The following is a 20291-nucleotide window of genomic DNA, read 5'->3' on the forward strand; positions in this document are numbered from 1 at the left end:
TCAACTCCCAAACCTTACTTTAAGCCTAAAGACTCTGGGTTAATACGCCCTTCAGGGTCAACAATAGCTTTAATGGCTTCAATAAGTTTGTAGGTATCTGGCTCTATACCCTCTTTAAATCGGTACGTTTTACCTATTTGTAAATGTACAGCACCTAAGTCTTTATATAGCTCAACTAAATCAGTTCGAATTTGTTGCACAAGATCACGAGCTTCTAGGTTTTCATCAAACTTAGTGAGCTTAGCTAAATGGTCTTTTTCAACACTGTGCTCATGTATTTCGGTATAAGCATCTGGCCAAAAGAATACTGGTTCAAGTACAAAACAATTGGTTGAAACAACAGCAAATAAATGACCTGCGCCAATACCGTATTTGTCCATACCTTCTTTATGACTTTCAAAAACATTTTCAATTGCTTTAAAAGCACTTTTTAATTTTGAATGAGGAAATAACCCATGGCTAGGAACCCAACGCTCACCTTCAGGGCCTAACATACCGTTAACCGGACCAAATGGATTTGCTCTTACTATTTTAGGAATACTGTTTTCAATTTCTTTACCGTTAAACTTAGCAACTATTTCTCTGATCTCTTTCATTCTAGCGTTTACCGCTATTTCTATACGATCTTCAACAATAATTTGTACCGAGTAGTCAACATCTTTCATGTATCCTCGGCCAGCTAATGCAACCTTGGCACCTTCTTTAAGAGCACCGAATAATGAACCTGAAGATTTCATGACACCCGCTAAAGCTTTAACGTCTGAACTTAAACTTTCTCTTTTTAAACGTTGAGTTTGTAAAAAGGGATCAAAACCAAAACATTCCATTGCTAGGCCTTTTCTACCAATTTCACTCATGGCGTCTAACGACTCATCAGCGGTTTTAAAATCAAAGGCTAGATAACCTTTCGCTGGTAGTTCAGGCATTAAACGTAACGTAGCTTCAGCTTTAAAGCCAAGAGCTCCCGTATCTGCTGTAAATAAACCGGTAAGATCAGGTCCATAATGACGGAAAAACGGCGTACTATTTATTTGCGCACCAGATCCCGTTTTAATAATAGTTCCGTCTGCTATAACAACTTCTAATCCAATCACTGAATCTACTGCTGTGCCGTATTGCCCTGTGCCCCAAAAAACTGAGTTTTGAGATAAACCACCACCAATGCTAGCTTTGCTGCCTGATAACGTACCCCAATAAGGTGTACGTAAACCGGTGCCTTTTAATGCTTCATGTAGCGCTTTCCATGTACAGCCACATTCAACAGTGACATACATATCTTGTTCATTTATTTCTAACACACGACTCATGCCAGACATATCAATCATTAAGGTATTTTCTTTACTTGGAACATAACCTTTGGTGTAAGACATTCCGCCACCGCGAGGAACAACCGTTATGCTATATTCTTTGGAGATTTTAAGTATTTCTGACAATTGACTTTTATTTGCAGGACGTGCAACAGCTAACGCTAACAGATCTTTTGTGTATACGTCTTGCGCATACAGATTTCTAGAGTATTCATCTGTTAATAAATTTTCGCTACCTAGTACATTAATTAATGCATTTATGGCATCTTGATAAGAAGATGTTTCTATTGTCATTGTGATCTCCAACTTATTATTATATTGAACTGAAAGAATTTACTGAGATACACAACCCAATAAACCTATTGACCTAACATTAGTACTTTATAGCATTGAAATAAATAAATTACGAAGTTTTTTACGTTTTTCATTTGACCTTTAGCAAAAGGCCTACAAACTAAACGTTATGATTACTTGTAACATTGTTATATCATTTACCCATAATAATGCACACGGAGCGCTAATAATGTCATTTGATACGCAATTTGACTCATTAAAACAATATCCCCTGAAAGAAGATTCTCCCACGCCCTTGTATTTTCAACTGTATAGTTTGTTAAAACAAAATATATTGAATGGGAGTTTAGAAGATGGATCAAAACTTCCTACTGAATTAGGTTTATCGAAAGCATTTAGTATTTCAAGAATAACGGCAAAACGCGCATTAGATGAATTATCAGCCGAAGGTTTAGTTGAACGACGAAGAGCTAAAGGCACCCATGTTACTCATAAATATGAACCTAAACCGGTAAAAGCACCATTAATTGGTATGTTGCAAGAATTAGAGTTTATGGGGCAACATTCAGACGCTAAAGTTATTGAAATAGTTCATACCCGTCCTCCTGCCGAGATAGCAAAAGAATTTGGCTTAGCTAATGGCGAACAGTTATTAAAAATGACACGTGTACGTATTAGAGACAATGAAGCGTTTGGTTTTTACAGTAGCTGGAGTAAAGGCTTAGATAAGTTTAACGATAAAGCAACGCTTGAATCGACGACACGTTTAGAAGTTTTTAGAAAAAACGGTATTGTAATCGCTCATGTTAAACAAGCATTAAGCGCAAAAGCCGCAAACCTTAAAGAAGCGACGGAATTAGGCGTTGATACGGGGTTTCCTTTATTAACATTAACACGTCGGTCTTTTGATAAAGACGAAAACTTAGTGGATTATCTTCATGCGAGCTATCATCCAGATAGATTTCAGTACCATATGGATTTAACGCCTGAGTCGATAAAGTAAGTAAAATAGTTACATTGGCTTCATCTAAAATTTTAGAAAAAACACTTAATGCTGAATACTTAAATTATTCAGCATTTTTATATTACCTCCCCTATAACTTACAACAACCTCAGTACAATGTAATTAAAATCAAAAACTTAAGATGTTTACCTTAAATATTTCACATGCTATAAAACTTCAAAAAATCAAAATTCAAGCCATATATTTTTTATAAACACATCGTTTTAAGACATATTGACCAATGTCAATTTAGTATTAAATATTCCCTTAAAGATTTGTTGGCAAGTATGCTCAATTACTATAGTCTAAATATGTCCGGACAAATTCAACTAAGTGTCATTCTGTTAATTGGAAACAAAAAATGACTAAAACAAAATCAACATCGTCTAAAACCAAAACAGCAAAATATGTTGAAATTGGTGAAAAGCTAATCAAACAAATACTTTCTGAGCAATATGCATTACATAGCTTATTGCCAACTGAAAAGCAGCTGTGTGAGCAATTTAAAATAAGTCGCCATACCGCTCGTGAAGCACTTAGGCATGTAGAAAAAACAGGTTTAGTTGAACGTAAGCAAGGCTCTGGCACCATGGTTATACGTAACTCAATGCCCGAAAAGATTAACCAGTTTATTAATAGCGTTAACGATTTATTGAAGTTTGGGCAAAGTACTCGTTTTAATATAAAAGTAAGCGATATTATTCAGTTAGATCAACAAATGGCTTTACTGCTTGATACCACTAAAGGTGAACATTGCATACATGTGGGAGGAATAAGGCTAGAACCTCATGATCAAAAACCTATTTGTTATTCAAATATTTACCGCCTACCTCATATGGATGCCGTAGATGAGCAACTCAAAGATAAAAAAACCGCAATATACGCGGTAATGAAAGCATTAAACGATAAGAATATAGGCAAAATAGAACAACAAATATCAGCTTGTTTAATACCTGAAGAATTAGCTTATCAACTAAATACGGAAGCCAATTCAGCAGCAATGAAAATTACCCGTCGTTATTTTAATAAAAAAAATGATGATTTAATTTTAGTTGCTGAAAGTATCTACCCGGCTAAACGTTTTAGTTTTTCTACTATACTTTTCCCTAATGAATAAGTTGTTATACAAGTTAATTAGTTAGGGTTAAATAATAAAAATAAATTTATAAAACATACTTGTAAATAAAAAAGCAAGACTCGCAAACACAATTATTAGGAGCGAATATGAACACTGGATCAGCACAAGAAAATACGATCAGTCCCAATTCTGGTCACTTTATGCATTGGGTGATCGTTTTTATAGCGATGATGTGCTTATTGGTTTCAAACGGAATGATCATAACCGGTATCACCGCTTTTGATAGCGCAATGTTAGCTGAGTTCCCTGATTGGTCTAGAGGCGACCTAAAATTAAGAGGCCTAATAACTTTAGCGCTTACCGGCATACTTGCACCATTTGTTGGAATTTTAATTGATAAAATTGGCGTTAAACTGCTGATGATTGTTGGCGCATTAGTACTTAGTGCCAGCTACTATGCTTACGGGAATATCACAAATATAAGTCAGCTTTATATGATACATGCCGCTTTTTCTGTAGTTTTATTAGCCTGTGGATTAAATGTAGCAGTAATTTTAGTATCAAACTGGTTTGTAAAATTAAGGGGGACTGCAATAGGGATTGCCGTAGTAGGTACTTCTTTAGGTGGTGCATTACTGGCTCCATTATTTAGTTCTTGGTTAGCATCCGGTATGAACTGGCGCGAAGCTTACCAACTCGCTGCTGTTATCCCATCTGTATTATTTTTATTAGCTTTATTTTTAGTTAAAAACCGCCCTACTGATTGTAATCGTAAACCATTCGGCTTTAGTAATGATGTTAATGCTGATGCGGAATCACAAGAAGCTGATTTATCTCAACACGGTTTAGAATACATAGACGCAATAAAAACACGTTCATTTTGGGCTATCGCATTTATTGCTATGTTTACTTTTTATACCATAATGGGCTTTCAAGCGAATTTGATATTGCATTTAATGGACTTAGGTTTTGATGCGCAAACAGCAGCAACAGGTTTAAGCGCGTTATTTGTTCCAGCATTAATTGGTAAATTTTTATTCGGCTTAATTGCAGATAAAATACAAGGTAGACGCGTATTGTATTTCAATCTAACAGCCATGTTATTATCGCTAATTGCTATGTTATTTGCAGATAAAGACAACGTAATGTTTGCCATTATGGGCATTGGTTTTATGTGGGGTGGCTTCTATACCTTACTGCAACTGAATGCGGTAAATAACTTTGGACTTAAAGCTTCAGGTAAATTATTAGGAACTATTACCGTACTTGATGCTATTGGTGGCGGTTTAGGTATTTGGTCAACAGGCGCTATATATGACGCTTACGGAAGTTACGACAACTCATTCATTATATTTTCAGTGTTAGTTGCTATATCTGTTGTGTTAATTAGCCAAATTAAGAAACACGTATAAATATAAAATGGTGATCGTGCATATATACACGTTACTCACTGCATTTCCCTTCTCTCTTATATAAAATCATTAACTGTTTATATAAGAGAGCTTTACGTTTTAAATATTTACTCTTCTATAATCGGCGACAATAAATAAAGCCAAACTTATTTAAACATCTTAAGATTTGTGGCCATTGCCTCAGCGGTTTGTTGAAAATTTTCTAATGCTTGCGAACTAATATCTTTTTGCATTTGTTTATGCACATTAGCTTGTGTTTTTAAAATAAAAGCAACCAACCGTTTACCCTCTTCGGTTAAAGATAAAAACTGACTTCTTTTGTCTTCAATATTTATCGTTTTTGTTAACCATTGTTTATCAATCATTTCTTTAATCAAACGTGCTATTTGTGCTTTGTCTCGGGCAAAATAACTCACAATGTCATTAGCCGTGCACACCTCGTTACTATTAATAAAGGTTAAACATCTTACGTGCATATAATTTAATCCTAAGTCACTAGCATTAAGTGCGCTACGCATTGCGATTCTATAAGAATGAATAATATCGAAAACGACATCTGAAATGTATTCGTTACTCATTAAGTTACCTTGGATAGTAATATGAGCTGTAACTTTAGCGCAACCTAGTAGACTTTATCAACCTATATACATCAAAATTAAAGATAAACTCAATTTAACAAAACTTACACCTAATCACTTATTTTTAATCTTCAAATATTGAGGTATTAAGTACAACACTATTTCCTAACCAATAAGCATAAAGGGTATGATCTTTTAAATTATTGCCAGACAAAGGATGTATAAAAATAGTTAAACTTTCTCTATTAGCATCAAGCCAAGGAATAAACGCATCAAAATGTTTTTTACCAAACGATATTTGACAGCTCCACTTAGGATGAGGACCAACAGCTTGTTGATGAATACGTCCAATCTTTAAATTAAAGTGTTCGCCTGCTTTTTCACATAAACGGGTGGCAAAAGATAATGTTTCTTGTTCAAAATAAATATGCGCGTGGTAAGCATTATGTGAATTTACGGGGCGTTGAGTTGAATTCATTGAATCTCTCTTTGCTAACATTTCCTTACCAGCATATATGAAAGGAAAAACAGGCTGTTAAATAAAAACAGCCTATTTAATTCGTGTGGTATAAGTTAGGCTATTCAGGTTTTATAAGTACATGATGACGATCAGCAGGCTTAACTCTCCCCCCGTCAATTGCAGCAATCATATGATGTATAACGGGGCTAATAGTTCCATTTTTATTCCTTAAAAAATAAGTGTGTCCTTTTTTATCTCCCCAACTGTTATTGAAATTATCGCAATCAACCTCGTAAACGTTACGCGCTAAACGCCCTTCCAACATCGATTCTGGCCCTGTCATTCCTAACCGGCGTGATACAGTCATATTCTTTAAATTTGCTAGTTTACTAGCGGGCATAGCCAAATCATCATTGGCATAATAGACCACTACATTTCTTGCAGAATCAGGAATATAACGACCTTTTTCTTTGTATTCTAAAGTATGATTAACAACATCTGCAGCAACCATAAAAACATTACGGAATAACTGTGGCATATTACCGGCCATGTCATAAGTAACCCAATTACTTATTGCATTTCTTAAAACACGATTCCCCATTGAGTGTGCTAATACGTTCATCCTACGAGTACAAGGGTCCACCTTTTTAGCTTCTTCTTTACGCCAATTGTCAAACATACCAAACATACGTGAAAAGGCATCGCCACTTGCCCTTGAAGCACGTTGGTCGTCCCAATAGTCATCCATAAATGCAACAACAGAGTCATCATCACACGGCCAAATAAGCGGAACTATATGAATAAGCCCAGGCTTTAATTCATCAAACATACTTTGTAAAACTTCAGCATTTGGAAATATATCTGACTCTCCAATATTGTTAAAACCATGAATATAAAATAAAACTTGGGTGTTATTACTTAAATCTTTTAACTCCTGGAAAAATGCTTTACTTCCTATTTCAGTGTAATCATCAACACCGTTTCTGCGACAAAAATACATATCTTGTTGAACACTGGTGTTTTGCATTGAAAAACTAATTTTTCGTCCCTTTTTAGTCTTGTCTGATTGCTTCGGGGTACGGTTTGTTGCAAATAACATAAACTTCTCCTTTCATTAATTCATTGACAAAATCACTTAACATTATTTTACGAAAACATTGTTACAAGGGTAATATTAGCGTTTACCAAACAGGTTTCTCATTGGGTGTTCTTCCCATGTTTGATCGATGATAAATTGGTTCATGACAATATCCTTCATTTCTGCGCGTCCTTCTGCGTAGATTTTCCCTGTATTTTTAGACGCTTCTAAATATTTTTTACCCAAAGCAAAGGCTGCAGGTTTATCTTTCATTAGCGTAATATTCATTTCATGAGAGGTTCTTTTTAAACAACGTTTTACAGAGCACTACTTAGACGTGATTTATTATTATCTGCTTGAGCAAGTAATAAACTACCTGTTAACAAATACTAAACACCTTGATATAAGTACACGTAATACCATTATAAAAATTTACCATTTTTTAATTTTGTTCATTAAATAACCATATCATAAATTTATTTCAGGTGAATAAAACAAATAAACATAAACACAGATGTTTATAGATTATTTAAATTGAGCTAGAAGTAATGCGAGTACAAAACAAAGTAAACTAACGCTTACCATGCATTAATTGATTTCTATAAAATTTTTAATGAGGGAAATATTTTATTATTAGTAATTTAACTATATTGGATGAAAATAAAGCAAGGTTTTATCAACGATAATTTACAATAGGTGGGATATAAGCATTTGATCAGATTATCTTTAGTCACGCTACAAACAAGCTAAATTTATTTAGTATTATTATTTTTATTTTGTATTTTCTCATATACCGCAATAACGTCTTTATTTTTTGACTTTAAAGCCTGAATATAAGCCGTTCTCTCATTTGCATCTCTATATTCAGCATTTGCTCCATGAAATAATAATCGTTCTGTGACTGCTGGAGTGTTTTTTTCTGCGGCTAAAAGTAAAGGTGACTTCTTAAGACGCCCTAAAACAATATTAACCTCCGCCCCCTGCTTCACCAGCTCATCTATTATTTGGGGATTTGTATTTTGATACGAAGCAGCACTTAATGCCGTACCATGAAAGTCTATATCCCGTTCGTTTACATCTGCCCCTCGACTTATAAGAGCTGAAATTATTTTGGGATCGTTTGTGACAGACGCCGCCCACATTATCACAGGGCCATTCTTATTATTAACGTGGAGTGCAGCTGCTGGTATCTCATATACGTCAGCTATTGTTGCAGATTTCCAAAATGCTTCCGTACTATATTGTTGATATGGATTACTTAATTTTAAATACACAAATAACCCCATTGCTGCAACAAGGCTAATAATTAACGTTGGATTTACCGAGTTCATATCTAGATTCTCTTTATCATGTATTGAAAGTGCTTCCTACGATAATATAAACGTAATACTTAATATTTTTTAGTGAAATGCATCATTAATTGAAATCCAGTAGTATTTATCTCTGCTATTTTAGTCCAAATATTGATGTAAATTTGATGCTCACTATACGTTTTTAATCGCTTGAACAGCTGACCACGTTGAAACACCGTACGGCACAAGGTATGTAAGAATTATTTTTATAAAATCTTCGCCAGACAAAGTCATCGTGAGTATTTTTTCACTGTGGTTAATGAGTGCCAAAAGTGTACCTACTAATAAAGCAACTTTTATAGCTCTAAACATGACTTGTTTAGAAAAGGCTAACGAGATAAAACTATTCTGATTCATTAATAAATAACACACCTTTTTTAAATTAAAACCCAACCCAAGGGTTATGCACTAAAACTAGACCAACAATATGACTACTCTAACAAAATTAATTAATTCAGCCTTACAGCATAAAGATCAAATAATCCGAGAAACGAATTTTTAGCTATGTTTGTACTGAGTAGGACAGTATCTTCTGGATATGTCTGAATTTATACCCTTTTTACTTCCACCAAAATTAAACACCATCAAATTAGGCCTGTTTATTACTACTCTACCTGTAACAGTAAATTCACCACTGTTATTATACTTCTCATTAACATGGTATATTTTCAGGCATGAAGTAATCAACAATTCCATTATTCATCTTATAGCCATATTACCGTTTCCTCCTTCAGTTAAAAACCAAACAAAAGCATATTAATCGTTGGATAATGATGGAAATATATCTAACGATCTTACTTTAAAACTAGAGAATCATTCTGACTCAATTGCCTTGTATGGATAATAACACCCACATCCATGTTCTTTTTCCAAACCAGTTTAGGTAAAGTGAGGCCCAAGCTTTGGCTGCAACCAAAGCCTTTTTATACGATAGTTCGATTGATTGATGGCTCCTCTGTCGAGAGACCGATAACAAGTAAGAACATCGTATAAAACTCCAAGCACTAAACTCGAATAGTCAACGGGGCCTCGAGCCCGAATTAGCAAGGCGGAGTCAGCTTATTATGAATTGCAAAAATAATCAAAATGAAATTAATGTCGGAGTCGATACAGGTAAAACTCAACTCGACATTTACATACGCCCTTTCGATATTTATTTCACCGTAACTAACGATGAAAAAGGTATCAATAAAGCCATAAAAGAAATTAGAAAACACAAGCCAACACGCATTGTGATTGAAGCAACAGGACGACTTGAGCAAGCCTTTATTATCGCTTGTGCAAACGAAAAATTACCGTTTGTTGTTGCCAACCCTGTCCGCATTAAAAAATTTGCAGGCTCTGTGGGGCAATTAGCGAAAACAGACAAGCTGGATGCTAAGTTGATTGCCTATTATAGCGAAGCGATAAAGCCCAAGCTATCTACGCTTAAGCCAGAAACTTTAAGAAAGATGAGTGACTTATTATCCAGACGTTGCCAGTTAATGGAAATACGTACCATGGAGAAAAATCGTCTTCAAATACTACCAAAATCACTAGAAAGTACGATAAATCCCATGCTCACTGTTATTAATAATCAACTCACAAAAATAGACAATAAAATGGTTAAACTCATTGAGCAATGTGAAGAATATCAAATAAAAAATGACATTATTCAGAGTGTTCCTGGCGTAGGAAATGTCGTTGCATTTAGCCTGCTAAGTAACATGCCTGAGCTTGGCTATATCACCAATAAAGAAGCCGCGGCCCTCGTTGGAGTAGCGCCAATTAACCGAGAAAGTGGCATATATAAAGGGAAACGAATGATACGTGGCGGACGTCATCAAATACGGACTGCGATGTTTATGTCCATGATGTCAGCGATGCAATGTAATCCCGTTTTTAAGGCAACATACCAGCGGCTTGTTGCTGCCGGAAAACCAAAGAAAATTGCGATTATTGCCTGTGTTAGAAAGATGATTGTGATCTTAAATTCGATGGTCAGAGATGGTGTATATTGGGATCCAAAAATGAATCAATAATTAAGATTTGACACCATAGTCACTTGTTAGCTGTATAAAGATAAACGCTTGCGGTTTACCGCTATAACTTACCAATAAGGCAATTATTTATTAGTAATACACTTTACTTAAAAGTTAACGCAAAGAAAACAACGATAAACTATTAACATTAAGTAAATTTTAATTAGAGATAGGTAGATAGAAACGTAAAACCTTTTTACTAAAAACCAATCCCTGATTTATACAAACTGAATAAGACTGCTAACGCCTCATTCAGAGGCTAAAAATTGTTGGCCAAAATAGCGAGGCACGAGCAACGGCCAACTGTTTTTAGTCCTGCTGCAATGCCTTGTTATATGCCTGATAAACTTTAACTTAATGACTAAAGTCAGAAGTAAAAGACGGTAGTAATAAATGCACTATAAATTGAGCTACCCATAAATGCCAGGACGAAATAATAGCTTTACCACAAAAGTGTCTTTAACAAGGTAAAGCTTATTAGTGACTATTGAAAAACTATAATAGCGAAACCCGTAGCAGCACTTATAGATGTATAAGTTAGTAGCTAAATGATCAACTAACCCAACCATACTACATGAATTGCATATAACGCCTTGCTAAGAGGCAAAAAATTGTTTGCTAAAATGTTGAGCGGAGCGAAAACAGCAAACTGTTTTTTGTCCTTTTAAGCAACTTGTTATGTGTTTACTGTACTCAATTCTAAACGCAAAAGGTACAAGTAAACACCGTTATTTTTAACAAAACGCTAATTTGAGCGCACCACTACATTAAGTACGAACTAATGGATTTGCCACCTTTGAAAAAGGTATAAAAGGCAAAGCCTATTAGTGACCACCACAAAACTAAACTAGCGAAAACTCGTAAGCAGCGATTACAAAGCTATGGAGCTTAATAAAACTATTTCAGCTCGTGCCAACAACTAAATGCAGAAGACACATAACGCTTTGCTAAGCGGCAATAAAATTGTTGGCTAAAATAAGCGAGGTACGAGCAAAAAGCCAACTGTTTTTTGTCCGTTTAAGCAACTTGTTAGGCAAAATTTTCTAAGCCTATCTCGCTACTATTTTTATAAACATCTTTAAAGTCTGCAATTTCAGAAAAGTAACGCATCCCTGGTTGAAGTTCACGTTCCTCACAAAAAACAATTCTTTCATAAGGCTCACCTTGATCATGTTCAAAATGGCAATAGATATGTGGCTGGCCGTAATATCCATCTCCTGACCAGTTTATTGACTCAATAGACTCAAATGGTATTTCACCAACCATCCAAACTTTTAGATCGCCATCTTCACCATTAACGTAATCTCTAAATCTATACCCATTTTCAACTTCAACCAGAGAACCAATTCTTAAGGCTACTCTTATACCACGGTGATATGTTTCAAGTAGGCCTAAACGAAACCAAGAAGAAATACCCTCGTCATCAGATGTTTCAGGGTAAAGATCTACACGATCAACATCTCTTAAAATAATATCGGATGTTAATTTATTAGCCTTAATTTCAAGAAGCTTATCTTCAAAAATCACGCGTAACTCTTCGCGTTTAGTTACCTTTTCTGAATTGGTTAAACGTACCACTTTATTCGGTTTAAATTTATCCCAAAAAAACCAAATAGCAGTAATTCCACCTAATATGGTAGCGAAACCTAAAATTAACTCCATACGTGAAATTGATCCTTTTGCCTAACGCCCAATTAATGGGCTTTTATTGCTGGCTATAATTTGCGAGGGACGAGCACAGCCAGCTGTAAAAGTCCCGTTCAATTGCTTGTTATATGTAAATTACATATACGTTTTAACCAATTCCATTAACTGAGTAACTAACATTATTGAACCTAATACGATAAAAACATTAGGCGAAGCAAAATTAGATTTAGCAGGAGGAATACTTTTAAGCTTTTTCCCGTGAGCTATTAACCCTAAACCAACACAAATTAGAACAAGGCTGATAATTAAGTCAGCTAAAACATTTGGTGACACTATACTTCCTTTTTTACATATAACGCCCAATTAATGGGCTTTTATTGCTGGCTATAATTGCGAGGAACGAGCACAGCCAGCTGTAAAAGTCCCGTTGAATTGCTTGTTATATGCCTGATAAATCTAAACTTAAATACAAAAGTTCAAAGTAAAAGACGGTAGTAATAAACGCACTATAAATTGAGCTACCCACAAATGCCAGAACGAAATAATAGCTTTACCAACAAAGTCTTTTAAATAGATAAAGCTTATTAGTGGCTATTCGAAAACTAGAATAGCGATACTCGTAATAGCGTTTACAAAAGTAAAAGTTAATAACCAAATTTTTAGCTAAACCACCCTACTTCATGAATTGCATATAACGCTTACATAGGCGGAAATTTGCAGTTGGCTAAAATTTGAAGCGAAGCGGAAAAGCCTACTGTAAATTTTCCGTTTAATGTTATTGTTAGCTTACTTTTTATGCTTTTTAGCTGAAGCCTTTCCATAATACTTGTATTTACGACCATCTTGATCTGTATATTCGCCACCAGCTTCAAAGTTAAGATCATAGTCATTGATCAAAACCCAAATTAATGTTCCAACTCCTAGTGCAACTAACGCTACTGTTAAAGCCCCTGAAGATATAGCTGTAATCCCGGCAACGCTCCAGCCAACAGGATTCCAAAAGTTAGTTGCTGCTATTGCTGTACCAGCGACAGCAGCAGCTAATGCTCCCTTAGTGGCACCTTTAACAATCTTTATGTTTTTTACTAAATCATTATTGGTGATCAATATTTCTTCATCTTTTCTTTTTAATGCCTGTTTTAATTCAGCTTTAGTGTTGACTATTGTTGGTTGATTCACAGATTCTCCTAAATGCTACGAGTAAGCTAACGCTTGGCTTTGCGGCGTGACGGAGCGCAGCGTAGTTACGTTGATCTTCCCCCGATAAAATGGACACCTCGGGATTCACGCTGCCATTTGTTCATAATTAATTGGTGACATATACCCAATACCTGAGTGTAACCTCACCGTGTTATAAAATTTATTTATATACCTGATAAGCTCAGATCGCAACTCTTCTATTCCTTTAAAATAGGTTTGCCGGATTAACTCACCTTTTAAAGAATGGTAAAACGATTCCATGAACGCATTGTCTGTACAATGTACTGGTCGATTGACACTGTGATGCATACCATATTTTACCAATTCAGATTGAAAGACCGAGCCCGTAAATTCAACACCTCTATCGGTGTGAAAAATAACATTTTTTGGGTTTCGTCCTTTTTTAATGACATACCTTAAAGCGGTTGTCGTTAACTCCGTTGTTCTAGAATAGGATAATGACCAACCCAATATCCGGCGCGAGTATTGATCCATGATCGTTGCTAAATACGTCCACTTTCCTTGTAATTTAATATAGGTTACATCGGCGACCCAAACTTGATCCGGTGCCGTTGCAGCGTCGCGCGCCAATAATCGATTTTCACCTTTCGCTATGAAGCGTTTAAGCCCTGGCATTCGCCGCGTTACTTTGGTGACCCTGGCTTTGAGCCCTGCTTCACGCATTAGCCGCTCGACACGCTTCTTAGCGATGCGGTAACCGCTCTGACACAGGGATTCATAGACTCTAGGACTGCCATATCGTCCGTGACTGTCGTCAAATATCTTCGTGACCTGTTTTAACAATTGCTGATCGGACAATGCCCGATCCGTTGTCCCTCGCTGACGCCATGCATAGTAGCCGCTGGGCGATACCTGCATCCAACGACAAAGGTTACGTATCCCTAGTTCTTTTCCGTATCTGTGGATGAATCCAAATCGTTCTGATGTTGATCCGCCAGATACTGTTGCCACTTTTTTAGAAGGTCATTTTCCTTCTTCAACCTATCGATTTCTTTTTTTAACTGAGCGTTCTCAGTTATTTGCTTCGCCGATTTCACTTTGCGTTTCTTTGACAAACCTACTCGCCTTTTTCCATCACCTTGAAGATGGCCTTCTCGATACTCTTTGCGCCAACGGGACAACATAAATGGATGAATACCCAAGCCTTCCGCAACCTGAGAACTTTTAATATCAGGTTGATAGCTCATTTTAACAGCTCGAACTTTAAACTCCGTTGAATACTGCCACGTTTTACGTGGATTATTATACTTTGGCAAAATTACCTCCAGATGCGTTATCTAGAGGTGTCCACTAAAACGGGGGAAGTTCACGTCCGACAAAAGTCACTTGTTAGGCCAACTGGGCATCCAGTCTCTCAGCGTAATGATGTAAAACCAGAAGCACTAAATGTAACCTGAATGATGAATCTGCCGATTCAGAAAGCCCAGGATGTGAACCTTGCGGATGCAAACGCTTCCAAAAACCTTCTACGAATCCAGTGCCATTATTCAGAAATTCATTGTACTGCGATGCAAAAAAACCAGTTCGTGCTAGGTCTTCTTTTCGTTGCTGTGTGGTTGTTCCGGAACCTGCACTCAATAACGCATGGCACTGATTAAAAAACTCTTCAACAAATGATCGCATCTGCGCATTTGCAGCAGCCCAATCACCACGGCCATGAGCCGCTATGGCCTGCTCATAATGACCTATTGCAACGGTAAGCCCTCTTCTATTCAATATTTCTACAAGTTTGTTTTCAGACTCAAGTAGAGGTATAGCTGATGGTAGCGATTTACGGACAGATGATTCCGTTAGCTCGTACCCATCTTTTGCCAGTGCATTCTCAAGTGCTTTAGTATTAGCGCAGTTTGACCGATCCCGTAATAGATATTCCACGACATCAACTACGAACGGAGCTCCTGATTGCGTTTTGGCATTTCCGTTCTCGACCAAATATTTCGTAATCGAAGTTTCTTTTTCCTTTATCCACTGACCGGATATAACGCTTTCCAACTCGAATTCTATTGAAAACCTTTCCACTTCATCATGAGTACGGAAGTTAAGTGCGTTTACCAACGCTAATATGCTTCTTCTTGAAAACATTGAGAACTCTCTATATGGGCCTAACGCCCCAATAAGAGGCTAAAATTTGTTTGCTAAAATAGGCGACGCAGGAGCAAAAAGCAAACTGTTTTTAGTCCTGCTTGATTGGCTTGTTATATTTTTGTTTGTCGCTAAACATGCAAAGATTACAAACATTTATGACAAATACATAATAAAAAATTAAGAAAGGTGTATATACAGTTTTAAACGGTGCTTTGTTAACTGCCCCTAATAATTGATGGCCTGAAACTAACCAAGGAAGAGCGAAAGCTAAAATAATAGAGCAAAGGGTAATATACCAAAAATTTAATTTTTTAAACTTATTTAGAAAATACAAAACAGGTAAACCAATAATTAGGTTTAATTGAAAAGCCACTACTATTCCACCAATGCTCACAGGTAAAAAAAAGTACCATATGTCTCCAAATCTTGGCAGCGATTTATAAATAAACACATCAAGAAACATAAAAAGAAACAATGTTGCTGGAAATACAACTAAAGGAGATAAAAATCAGGGCTTTTCCATACATCGGCGTAATCCATGCTACTTAAAAAATATAACGCCTTACTAATGGGCGTAAAATGCTTGGCTAAAATTAGCGACGAAGGAGCGCAAGCCAAGCGTTTTACGTCCTTTTGAGTAACTTGTTAGCATGCAAATTACTCTTCTTTTAGTTGTGGTAGCCCAAACTTTGACTCTAAACCTGAGAACTGCTCCTTTGTGTAAGGACCGAAAACAAACTCATTATGTTCAGCGAACTTATGATCGTTGACTTTATCTATATAAAAATATGAGCACGAGTTTTCTGGGCAGGCATACACAGAGATATATTTAGCATTAGATGAAATGTATTTAGGCTCATCTATACGTCCGATATAAGCGCCTTCACCTAATGAGTACCCTAAAGTTTTAGTGCCGTCGATATAATAAACTTCATAAGGAAGTTCTTTCCAAGTTGGAGAACAACCGATTAAGAATAATGACACTAAAATTAAGATTACTCTCAAAACTTTCCCTGCATGCTAACGCCTCAATAAGAGGCTAAAAATAGTGGGCTAAAATGGAGCGGAGCGAACAGCCCGCTTTTTTTAGTCCTTTTAATTGCCTTGTTAGGTAACCTGTACCCATAAGCTATGTTTGTGCATGCTTTTTAAATAGTAAAAACCCAATTATTAAACAATAAACAATTGGAATAACAAAGATTAACCCAAACCAAGCCATAATTCCAAGTGACCAACCATCGACGATTTTAGCGCCGATGATTAGACCATGAATGTAGTCAAAAGCTTGTATGAATAAACTAGAAGTTAAAAACGTGATCAAATAAATTACAGCAAAGTAGATACTGCATTTTTTCATATAACCATTTATTCGAGAGCTATCCATGCTTTGGGTTACCTAACGCCCAATTAACGGGCTAAAAATTGTGGGCTAAAATGGAAGCGAAGCGGACAGCCCACTGTTTTTAGTCCTGTTGAATTGCTTGTTATGTGCAATTACCTGACAGACCATAATCTTTTAACCATAGCTACGCCCATTGGATCATACTTGGCTAATTCAATCTTTTCATATGGGTAATAATCACCACCAACAAAATACATTGCGGATAGCTCAGCAAAATACTCTAGATTATTTTTAATTGCATATGCATTAGGTTTAATACGGTTTTTATAGTCTTTAACATTTTTATATAAGCCTTTTGACTTAGCATTTTTCCAGGGGTTTAGTATTTGTGCATACTTATCTGGCCAGTGCATTATATGCCATGCATGTGCAAGTTCATGAGTTAAAGCTTTTTTAGCCCACATATCCGTTAAATACATTAAATTTTTAGCACTATAAATAACTATCGAATGCTCCCATTTATTATCATAATGAAGTCTCTTATTTGTTTCTCCTCTCCTAACAAACCTCATTCCACTTTTTTTTCCTCCATGTGGGGAGTTTTCACCAAACATTAAGAATATTTTTAATGTTTTTAGTTTTCGTAATGAATTGCGGGGTAATTTTTTTTCAATACTCTTTAATGTACTTTTTAACTTGAGCAAAGATTCTTTAGCTAGTTGAGGATTTGACCTTTTCAGACTAGCTTCATAGAAAATATTCCAATCACCTTTTACATTAATATAATCACGAGACGGGACTCTAAAATTTACTTCAGCTTGAACCAACATTGAAGAAAAAGATAAAATGAATAATACGACAAACTTCAAGACACACTCCTTTGCACATAACGCCCAAATAATGGGCTTTTATTGCTGGCTTATAATGTTGAGGAACGAAACAGCCAGCTGTAAAAGTCCCGTTGATTTGCTTGTTATATGCTCGATAAACCTAAACACAACTACACAAGCAACTAGTAAAAACCGATAGTGATAAACGCACTATAAATTGAGCTACCCACAAATGCCAGAACGAAATAATAGCTTTGTTACATTACGAAGTAATAAAAACAACAAAGCTTATTAGTGACTATTGGAAAACTAAAATAGCGAAACCCTCAGCAGCGTTTACAAAAGTAAAAGTTAGCAACTAAATTATTAGCTAAAGCACCTTACTACATGAGTTGCATATAACGCCCCACTAAGAGGCAAATAACAGTTGGTTAAAATAAGCGAGGCACGAGCAAAAACCAACTGTTATTTGTCCTGCTTGAGTGGCTTGTTAAGTTACTACACTCTAATTTTATAAATAAGTAAAGCTCCGAGAGGGGTCAACAAAGCAGCGATTGTAAGCCAAATAGAAAAGCTAAACTGTTTATACTTAATGTACGCGATTTTTGAATTTGCCACAATTTGGTTTGAAAGTTGATTGTCAATGTCACTATACTGATTAGTGCCTCCCCCATTTATTTTGTAAAAACACTCTAGATATCCTTTGGGTGTGAGAGAGCAAATATGTCCGAAAAATAATATGTTAACTTTTTCAGGTTTTTGCGGGAAAGAAACCCAAATAGGTGGTTCTAATCGAGGCACAAACGATAGTAGAGCTACTAGAATAGATGAAGCTAAAAGAACAACAGCGAAAACAATATAAATAAGTAAAGAATTACTAATAATATCTATAGATATTGCTAGTCTTGATATACCGAATAAAATAGCACTATTAACAGCTAATACGGCACCATTTTTAGCCTCCGCAAACTTTAACCAGTCTATTATTTTGTCAAATATATAATCAAGTTTTAGATCTTCGCTTTTCAATTTAAATATCCTTAACTTCCGGAAAAAATGCATCACCGCCATATACGTCACCATAGTAATCTCTAACAGATACATCTTTTTTAGAAAAAAGATTTTTATCAATATATGGGGACTGAGGGCAATCACGTTTCAAACCATCAAATACAGCTTTCGTGATTAAAATAGGACTATATGATTTACTATGTGAAATTGTAGTTTTAAAAAAAGTATAGAAGTGCCCATCTTTATGCTTAAGCATCCTTGATGATGTAGATTCTAAATCATCAATAAACTGTTCATATGGCTTACTTTGCCAATGCCAATCTTTAATATATGGATAATAATTTCCTTGATGAATCGCAGGTGTCTGGCTAAATTCAGTTTTATTTGCCAGATCGGTTAACCTAGAAGCTATATTTGCAGGTTTACCTAGCCAAACTAAACTACGATAAAATTCCTTTTCAGCACCTTGCCTTATAGCACCACCTTTAGTTATAAGCATTTTTCCATAATCAATTCCAATTCCACATTTGAAATCAGTACTCTTAATTCGTTTATTAAGAATGTACTTACAAACACTATTCATTAAAGTAGCTGTATCGATTGATTTTTTAAAGCAATCATCTTGATCAAAAACTACCATCACTCTGTCACCAATAATATTTCTTACATGCCCCCCATAATATCGGGCACACGCAATCATTGTGCGTACAAATGATGAATATACCTTTGCTAGTGTCTTTGGCTGTTTTTCAGCGCTCAACTTTACTGAATTTCTAATGTCGACGTACAGTACACAGCTCTCTAGTCTTTTGCATTTTTTCTTTTTTGTATCTAAATTATCAAAAGTGATACTAGGGTCATCAAAGTTTGGTACAAACTTAGTATCAATAATTTCAATCTCAAAACTACTATCTAAAACAGTTGATACTTCGTTATCTAGATCTTTGAAAAAGTCCTTTAGTGCCACCAGTATCTCCCTAGTAACTTAACGCTTTGCTAAGCGGCTAAAAATGGCTGGCTATAATAGCGAGGTACGAGCACAGCCAGCTGTTTGTGTCCGTTTAAGCAACTTGTTAAGTTACTTTTTACCTATAGGAAAAGCTATCGGAACATTAAACTGTAATCTACTGCTATTATTAAGCTCATCTGATTTTTCACCTTCTTTACCTAGCGATATCCCTAAAGCCTTTACACCAATACCTTCCTTACCATTATCTTTGGTAGTGCTAGACACAGCTATATCAAATTTAAGCAAATGAACCGGCCTTGTGGTTTTATCACTTTGCGAGTTTATATGCATGTGGCCATATATATCATCTCGCTTGTCTAAACTCACACTTGAGGGGTTAGAAATAACACCTAATTCAGATAGCTCATTATTAGATTCATTAATTGCTTCAGATATATCTTTAATAGCTTCTTTTATAAAGTCTTTGAGTTCCACACTAAACCTCGATAAGTAACTTAACGCCCAATTAACGGGCTAAAAATTGTGGGCTAAAATGGAAGCGAAGCGGACAGCCCACTGTTTTTAGTCCTGTTGAATTGCTTGTTATGTGTATGGTACAACAA

Annotated in this window: 22 protein-coding genes; 4 read left to right on the forward strand and 18 right to left on the reverse strand. The window is 35.8% G+C overall.

The features are described from left to right. Window positions 1–14 precede the first annotated feature (14 nt). On the reverse strand, window positions 15–1601 hold the full coding sequence (locus B0X80_RS18590; protein ID WP_077343038.1) for an FAD-binding oxidoreductase: 1587 nt from the start codon (window positions 1599–1601) through the stop codon (window positions 15–17). A gap of 229 nt (window positions 1602–1830) precedes the next feature. On the opposite strand from B0X80_RS18590, the gene B0X80_RS18595 reads away from it, so the two are divergent. From B0X80_RS18595 to B0X80_RS18605, 3 genes are all read left to right on the forward strand, one after another. Next, the gene (locus B0X80_RS18595; RefSeq protein WP_077343040.1) at window positions 1831–2604 is read left to right on the forward strand and encodes a GntR family transcriptional regulator; all 774 of its coding nucleotides are present in this window, start codon (window positions 1831–1833) and stop codon (window positions 2602–2604) included. A gap of 361 nt (window positions 2605–2965) precedes the next feature. Then, window positions 2966–3721, forward strand: a complete 756-nt coding sequence (locus tag B0X80_RS18600; protein ID WP_077343042.1) for a GntR family transcriptional regulator — start codon at window positions 2966–2968, stop codon at window positions 3719–3721. A gap of 107 nt (window positions 3722–3828) precedes the next feature. Then, window positions 3829–5094 (forward strand): MFS transporter, encoded by a 1266-nt coding sequence (locus B0X80_RS18605; RefSeq protein WP_077343044.1) that lies wholly within the window; start codon window positions 3829–3831, stop codon window positions 5092–5094. A gap of 146 nt (window positions 5095–5240) precedes the next feature. Here B0X80_RS18605 and B0X80_RS18610 read toward each other — a convergent pair whose 3' ends face one another. From B0X80_RS18610 to nrtS, 6 genes are all read right to left on the reverse strand, one after another. Next, window positions 5241–5672: a MarR family winged helix-turn-helix transcriptional regulator gene (locus B0X80_RS18610; protein WP_077343046.1), complete on the reverse strand. Its 432-nt coding sequence runs from the start codon at window positions 5670–5672 to the stop codon at window positions 5241–5243. A gap of 124 nt (window positions 5673–5796) precedes the next feature. Next, entirely contained in the window at window positions 5797–6150 is a 354-nt protein-coding gene (locus tag B0X80_RS18615) for a DOPA 4,5-dioxygenase family protein (RefSeq protein WP_077343048.1), read from the reverse strand. Between the two features lie 100 nt (window positions 6151–6250). Next, entirely contained in the window at window positions 6251–7231 is a 981-nt protein-coding gene (locus B0X80_RS18620) for an alpha/beta hydrolase (RefSeq protein ID WP_077343050.1), read from the reverse strand. 75 nt (window positions 7232–7306) lie between these two features. Then, the gene (locus tag B0X80_RS18625; RefSeq protein ID WP_077343052.1) at window positions 7307–7498 is read right to left on the reverse strand and encodes a hypothetical protein; all 192 of its coding nucleotides are present in this window, start codon (window positions 7496–7498) and stop codon (window positions 7307–7309) included. 464 nt (window positions 7499–7962) lie between these two features. After that, window positions 7963–8541, reverse strand: a complete 579-nt coding sequence (locus B0X80_RS18630; protein ID WP_077343054.1) for an ankyrin repeat domain-containing protein — start codon at window positions 8539–8541, stop codon at window positions 7963–7965. A 153-nt stretch (window positions 8542–8694) separates the two neighbouring features. Beyond that, window positions 8695–8919, reverse strand: coding sequence for a nitrate/nitrite transporter NrtS (gene nrtS, locus B0X80_RS18635; protein WP_077343056.1), 225 nt, complete (start codon window positions 8917–8919; stop codon window positions 8695–8697). A gap of 707 nt (window positions 8920–9626) precedes the next feature. Here nrtS and B0X80_RS18640 point away from each other — a divergent pair. After that, window positions 9627–10583, forward strand: a complete 957-nt coding sequence (locus B0X80_RS18640; protein WP_077343058.1) for an IS110 family RNA-guided transposase — start codon at window positions 9627–9629, stop codon at window positions 10581–10583. 1029 nt (window positions 10584–11612) lie between these two features. Here the strand turns inward: B0X80_RS18640 and B0X80_RS18645 are convergent. The 11 genes from B0X80_RS18645 to B0X80_RS18700 all read right to left on the reverse strand — a co-directional run bounded on the left by B0X80_RS18645 (window position 11613) and on the right by B0X80_RS18700 (window position 20163). Then, complete coding sequence (locus B0X80_RS18645) at window positions 11613–12245, reverse strand: hypothetical protein (RefSeq protein WP_077343060.1); 633 nt, start codon at window positions 12243–12245, stop codon at window positions 11613–11615. A gap of 120 nt (window positions 12246–12365) precedes the next feature. Next, on the reverse strand, window positions 12366–12563 hold the full coding sequence (locus B0X80_RS18650; protein ID WP_077343062.1) for a hypothetical protein: 198 nt from the start codon (window positions 12561–12563) through the stop codon (window positions 12366–12368). A 453-nt stretch (window positions 12564–13016) separates the two neighbouring features. Beyond that, window positions 13017–13409, reverse strand: a complete 393-nt coding sequence (locus tag B0X80_RS18655) for a hypothetical protein (protein ID WP_175623990.1) — start codon at window positions 13407–13409, stop codon at window positions 13017–13019. Between the two features lie 105 nt (window positions 13410–13514). Next, window positions 13515–14707 (reverse strand): IS3 family transposase gene (locus tag B0X80_RS18660; protein ID WP_089024921.1). Its coding sequence is split into 2 segments (ribosomal slippage): window positions 13515–14410 and window positions 14410–14707, totalling 1194 coding nucleotides; the frame shifts between segments, so codons are not numbered across the junction. Between the two features lie 73 nt (window positions 14708–14780). Continuing rightward, complete coding sequence (locus tag B0X80_RS18665; RefSeq protein ID WP_077343064.1) at window positions 14781–15533, reverse strand: hypothetical protein; 753 nt, start codon at window positions 15531–15533, stop codon at window positions 14781–14783. A 91-nt stretch (window positions 15534–15624) separates the two neighbouring features. Then, window positions 15625–15909, reverse strand: a complete 285-nt coding sequence (locus B0X80_RS18670; RefSeq protein ID WP_139345351.1) for a hypothetical protein — start codon at window positions 15907–15909, stop codon at window positions 15625–15627. Between the two features lie 284 nt (window positions 15910–16193). After that, window positions 16194–16541, reverse strand: a complete 348-nt coding sequence (locus B0X80_RS18675; RefSeq protein WP_077343068.1) for a hypothetical protein — start codon at window positions 16539–16541, stop codon at window positions 16194–16196. A gap of 489 nt (window positions 16542–17030) precedes the next feature. Beyond that, window positions 17031–17747: a hypothetical protein gene (locus B0X80_RS18685; protein ID WP_077343072.1), complete on the reverse strand. Its 717-nt coding sequence runs from the start codon at window positions 17745–17747 to the stop codon at window positions 17031–17033. A gap of 459 nt (window positions 17748–18206) precedes the next feature. Further along, window positions 18207–18737, reverse strand: a complete 531-nt coding sequence (locus B0X80_RS18690; RefSeq protein ID WP_139345352.1) for a Pycsar system effector family protein — start codon at window positions 18735–18737, stop codon at window positions 18207–18209. Window position 18738: 1 nt separating this feature from the next. Further along, window positions 18739–19686, reverse strand: coding sequence for an adenylate/guanylate cyclase domain-containing protein (locus B0X80_RS18695; RefSeq protein ID WP_175623991.1), 948 nt, complete (start codon window positions 19684–19686; stop codon window positions 18739–18741). A 111-nt stretch (window positions 19687–19797) separates the two neighbouring features. Further along, the gene (locus B0X80_RS18700; protein WP_077343078.1) at window positions 19798–20163 is read right to left on the reverse strand and encodes a hypothetical protein; all 366 of its coding nucleotides are present in this window, start codon (window positions 20161–20163) and stop codon (window positions 19798–19800) included. Window positions 20164–20291 lie beyond the last annotated feature (128 nt).

Origin of the sequence: Pseudocolwellia agarivorans, assembly GCF_002000085.1 — a bacterium.
In the GTDB taxonomy this organism is placed as follows: Bacteria; Pseudomonadota; Gammaproteobacteria; order Enterobacterales; family Alteromonadaceae; genus Pseudocolwellia; species Pseudocolwellia agarivorans.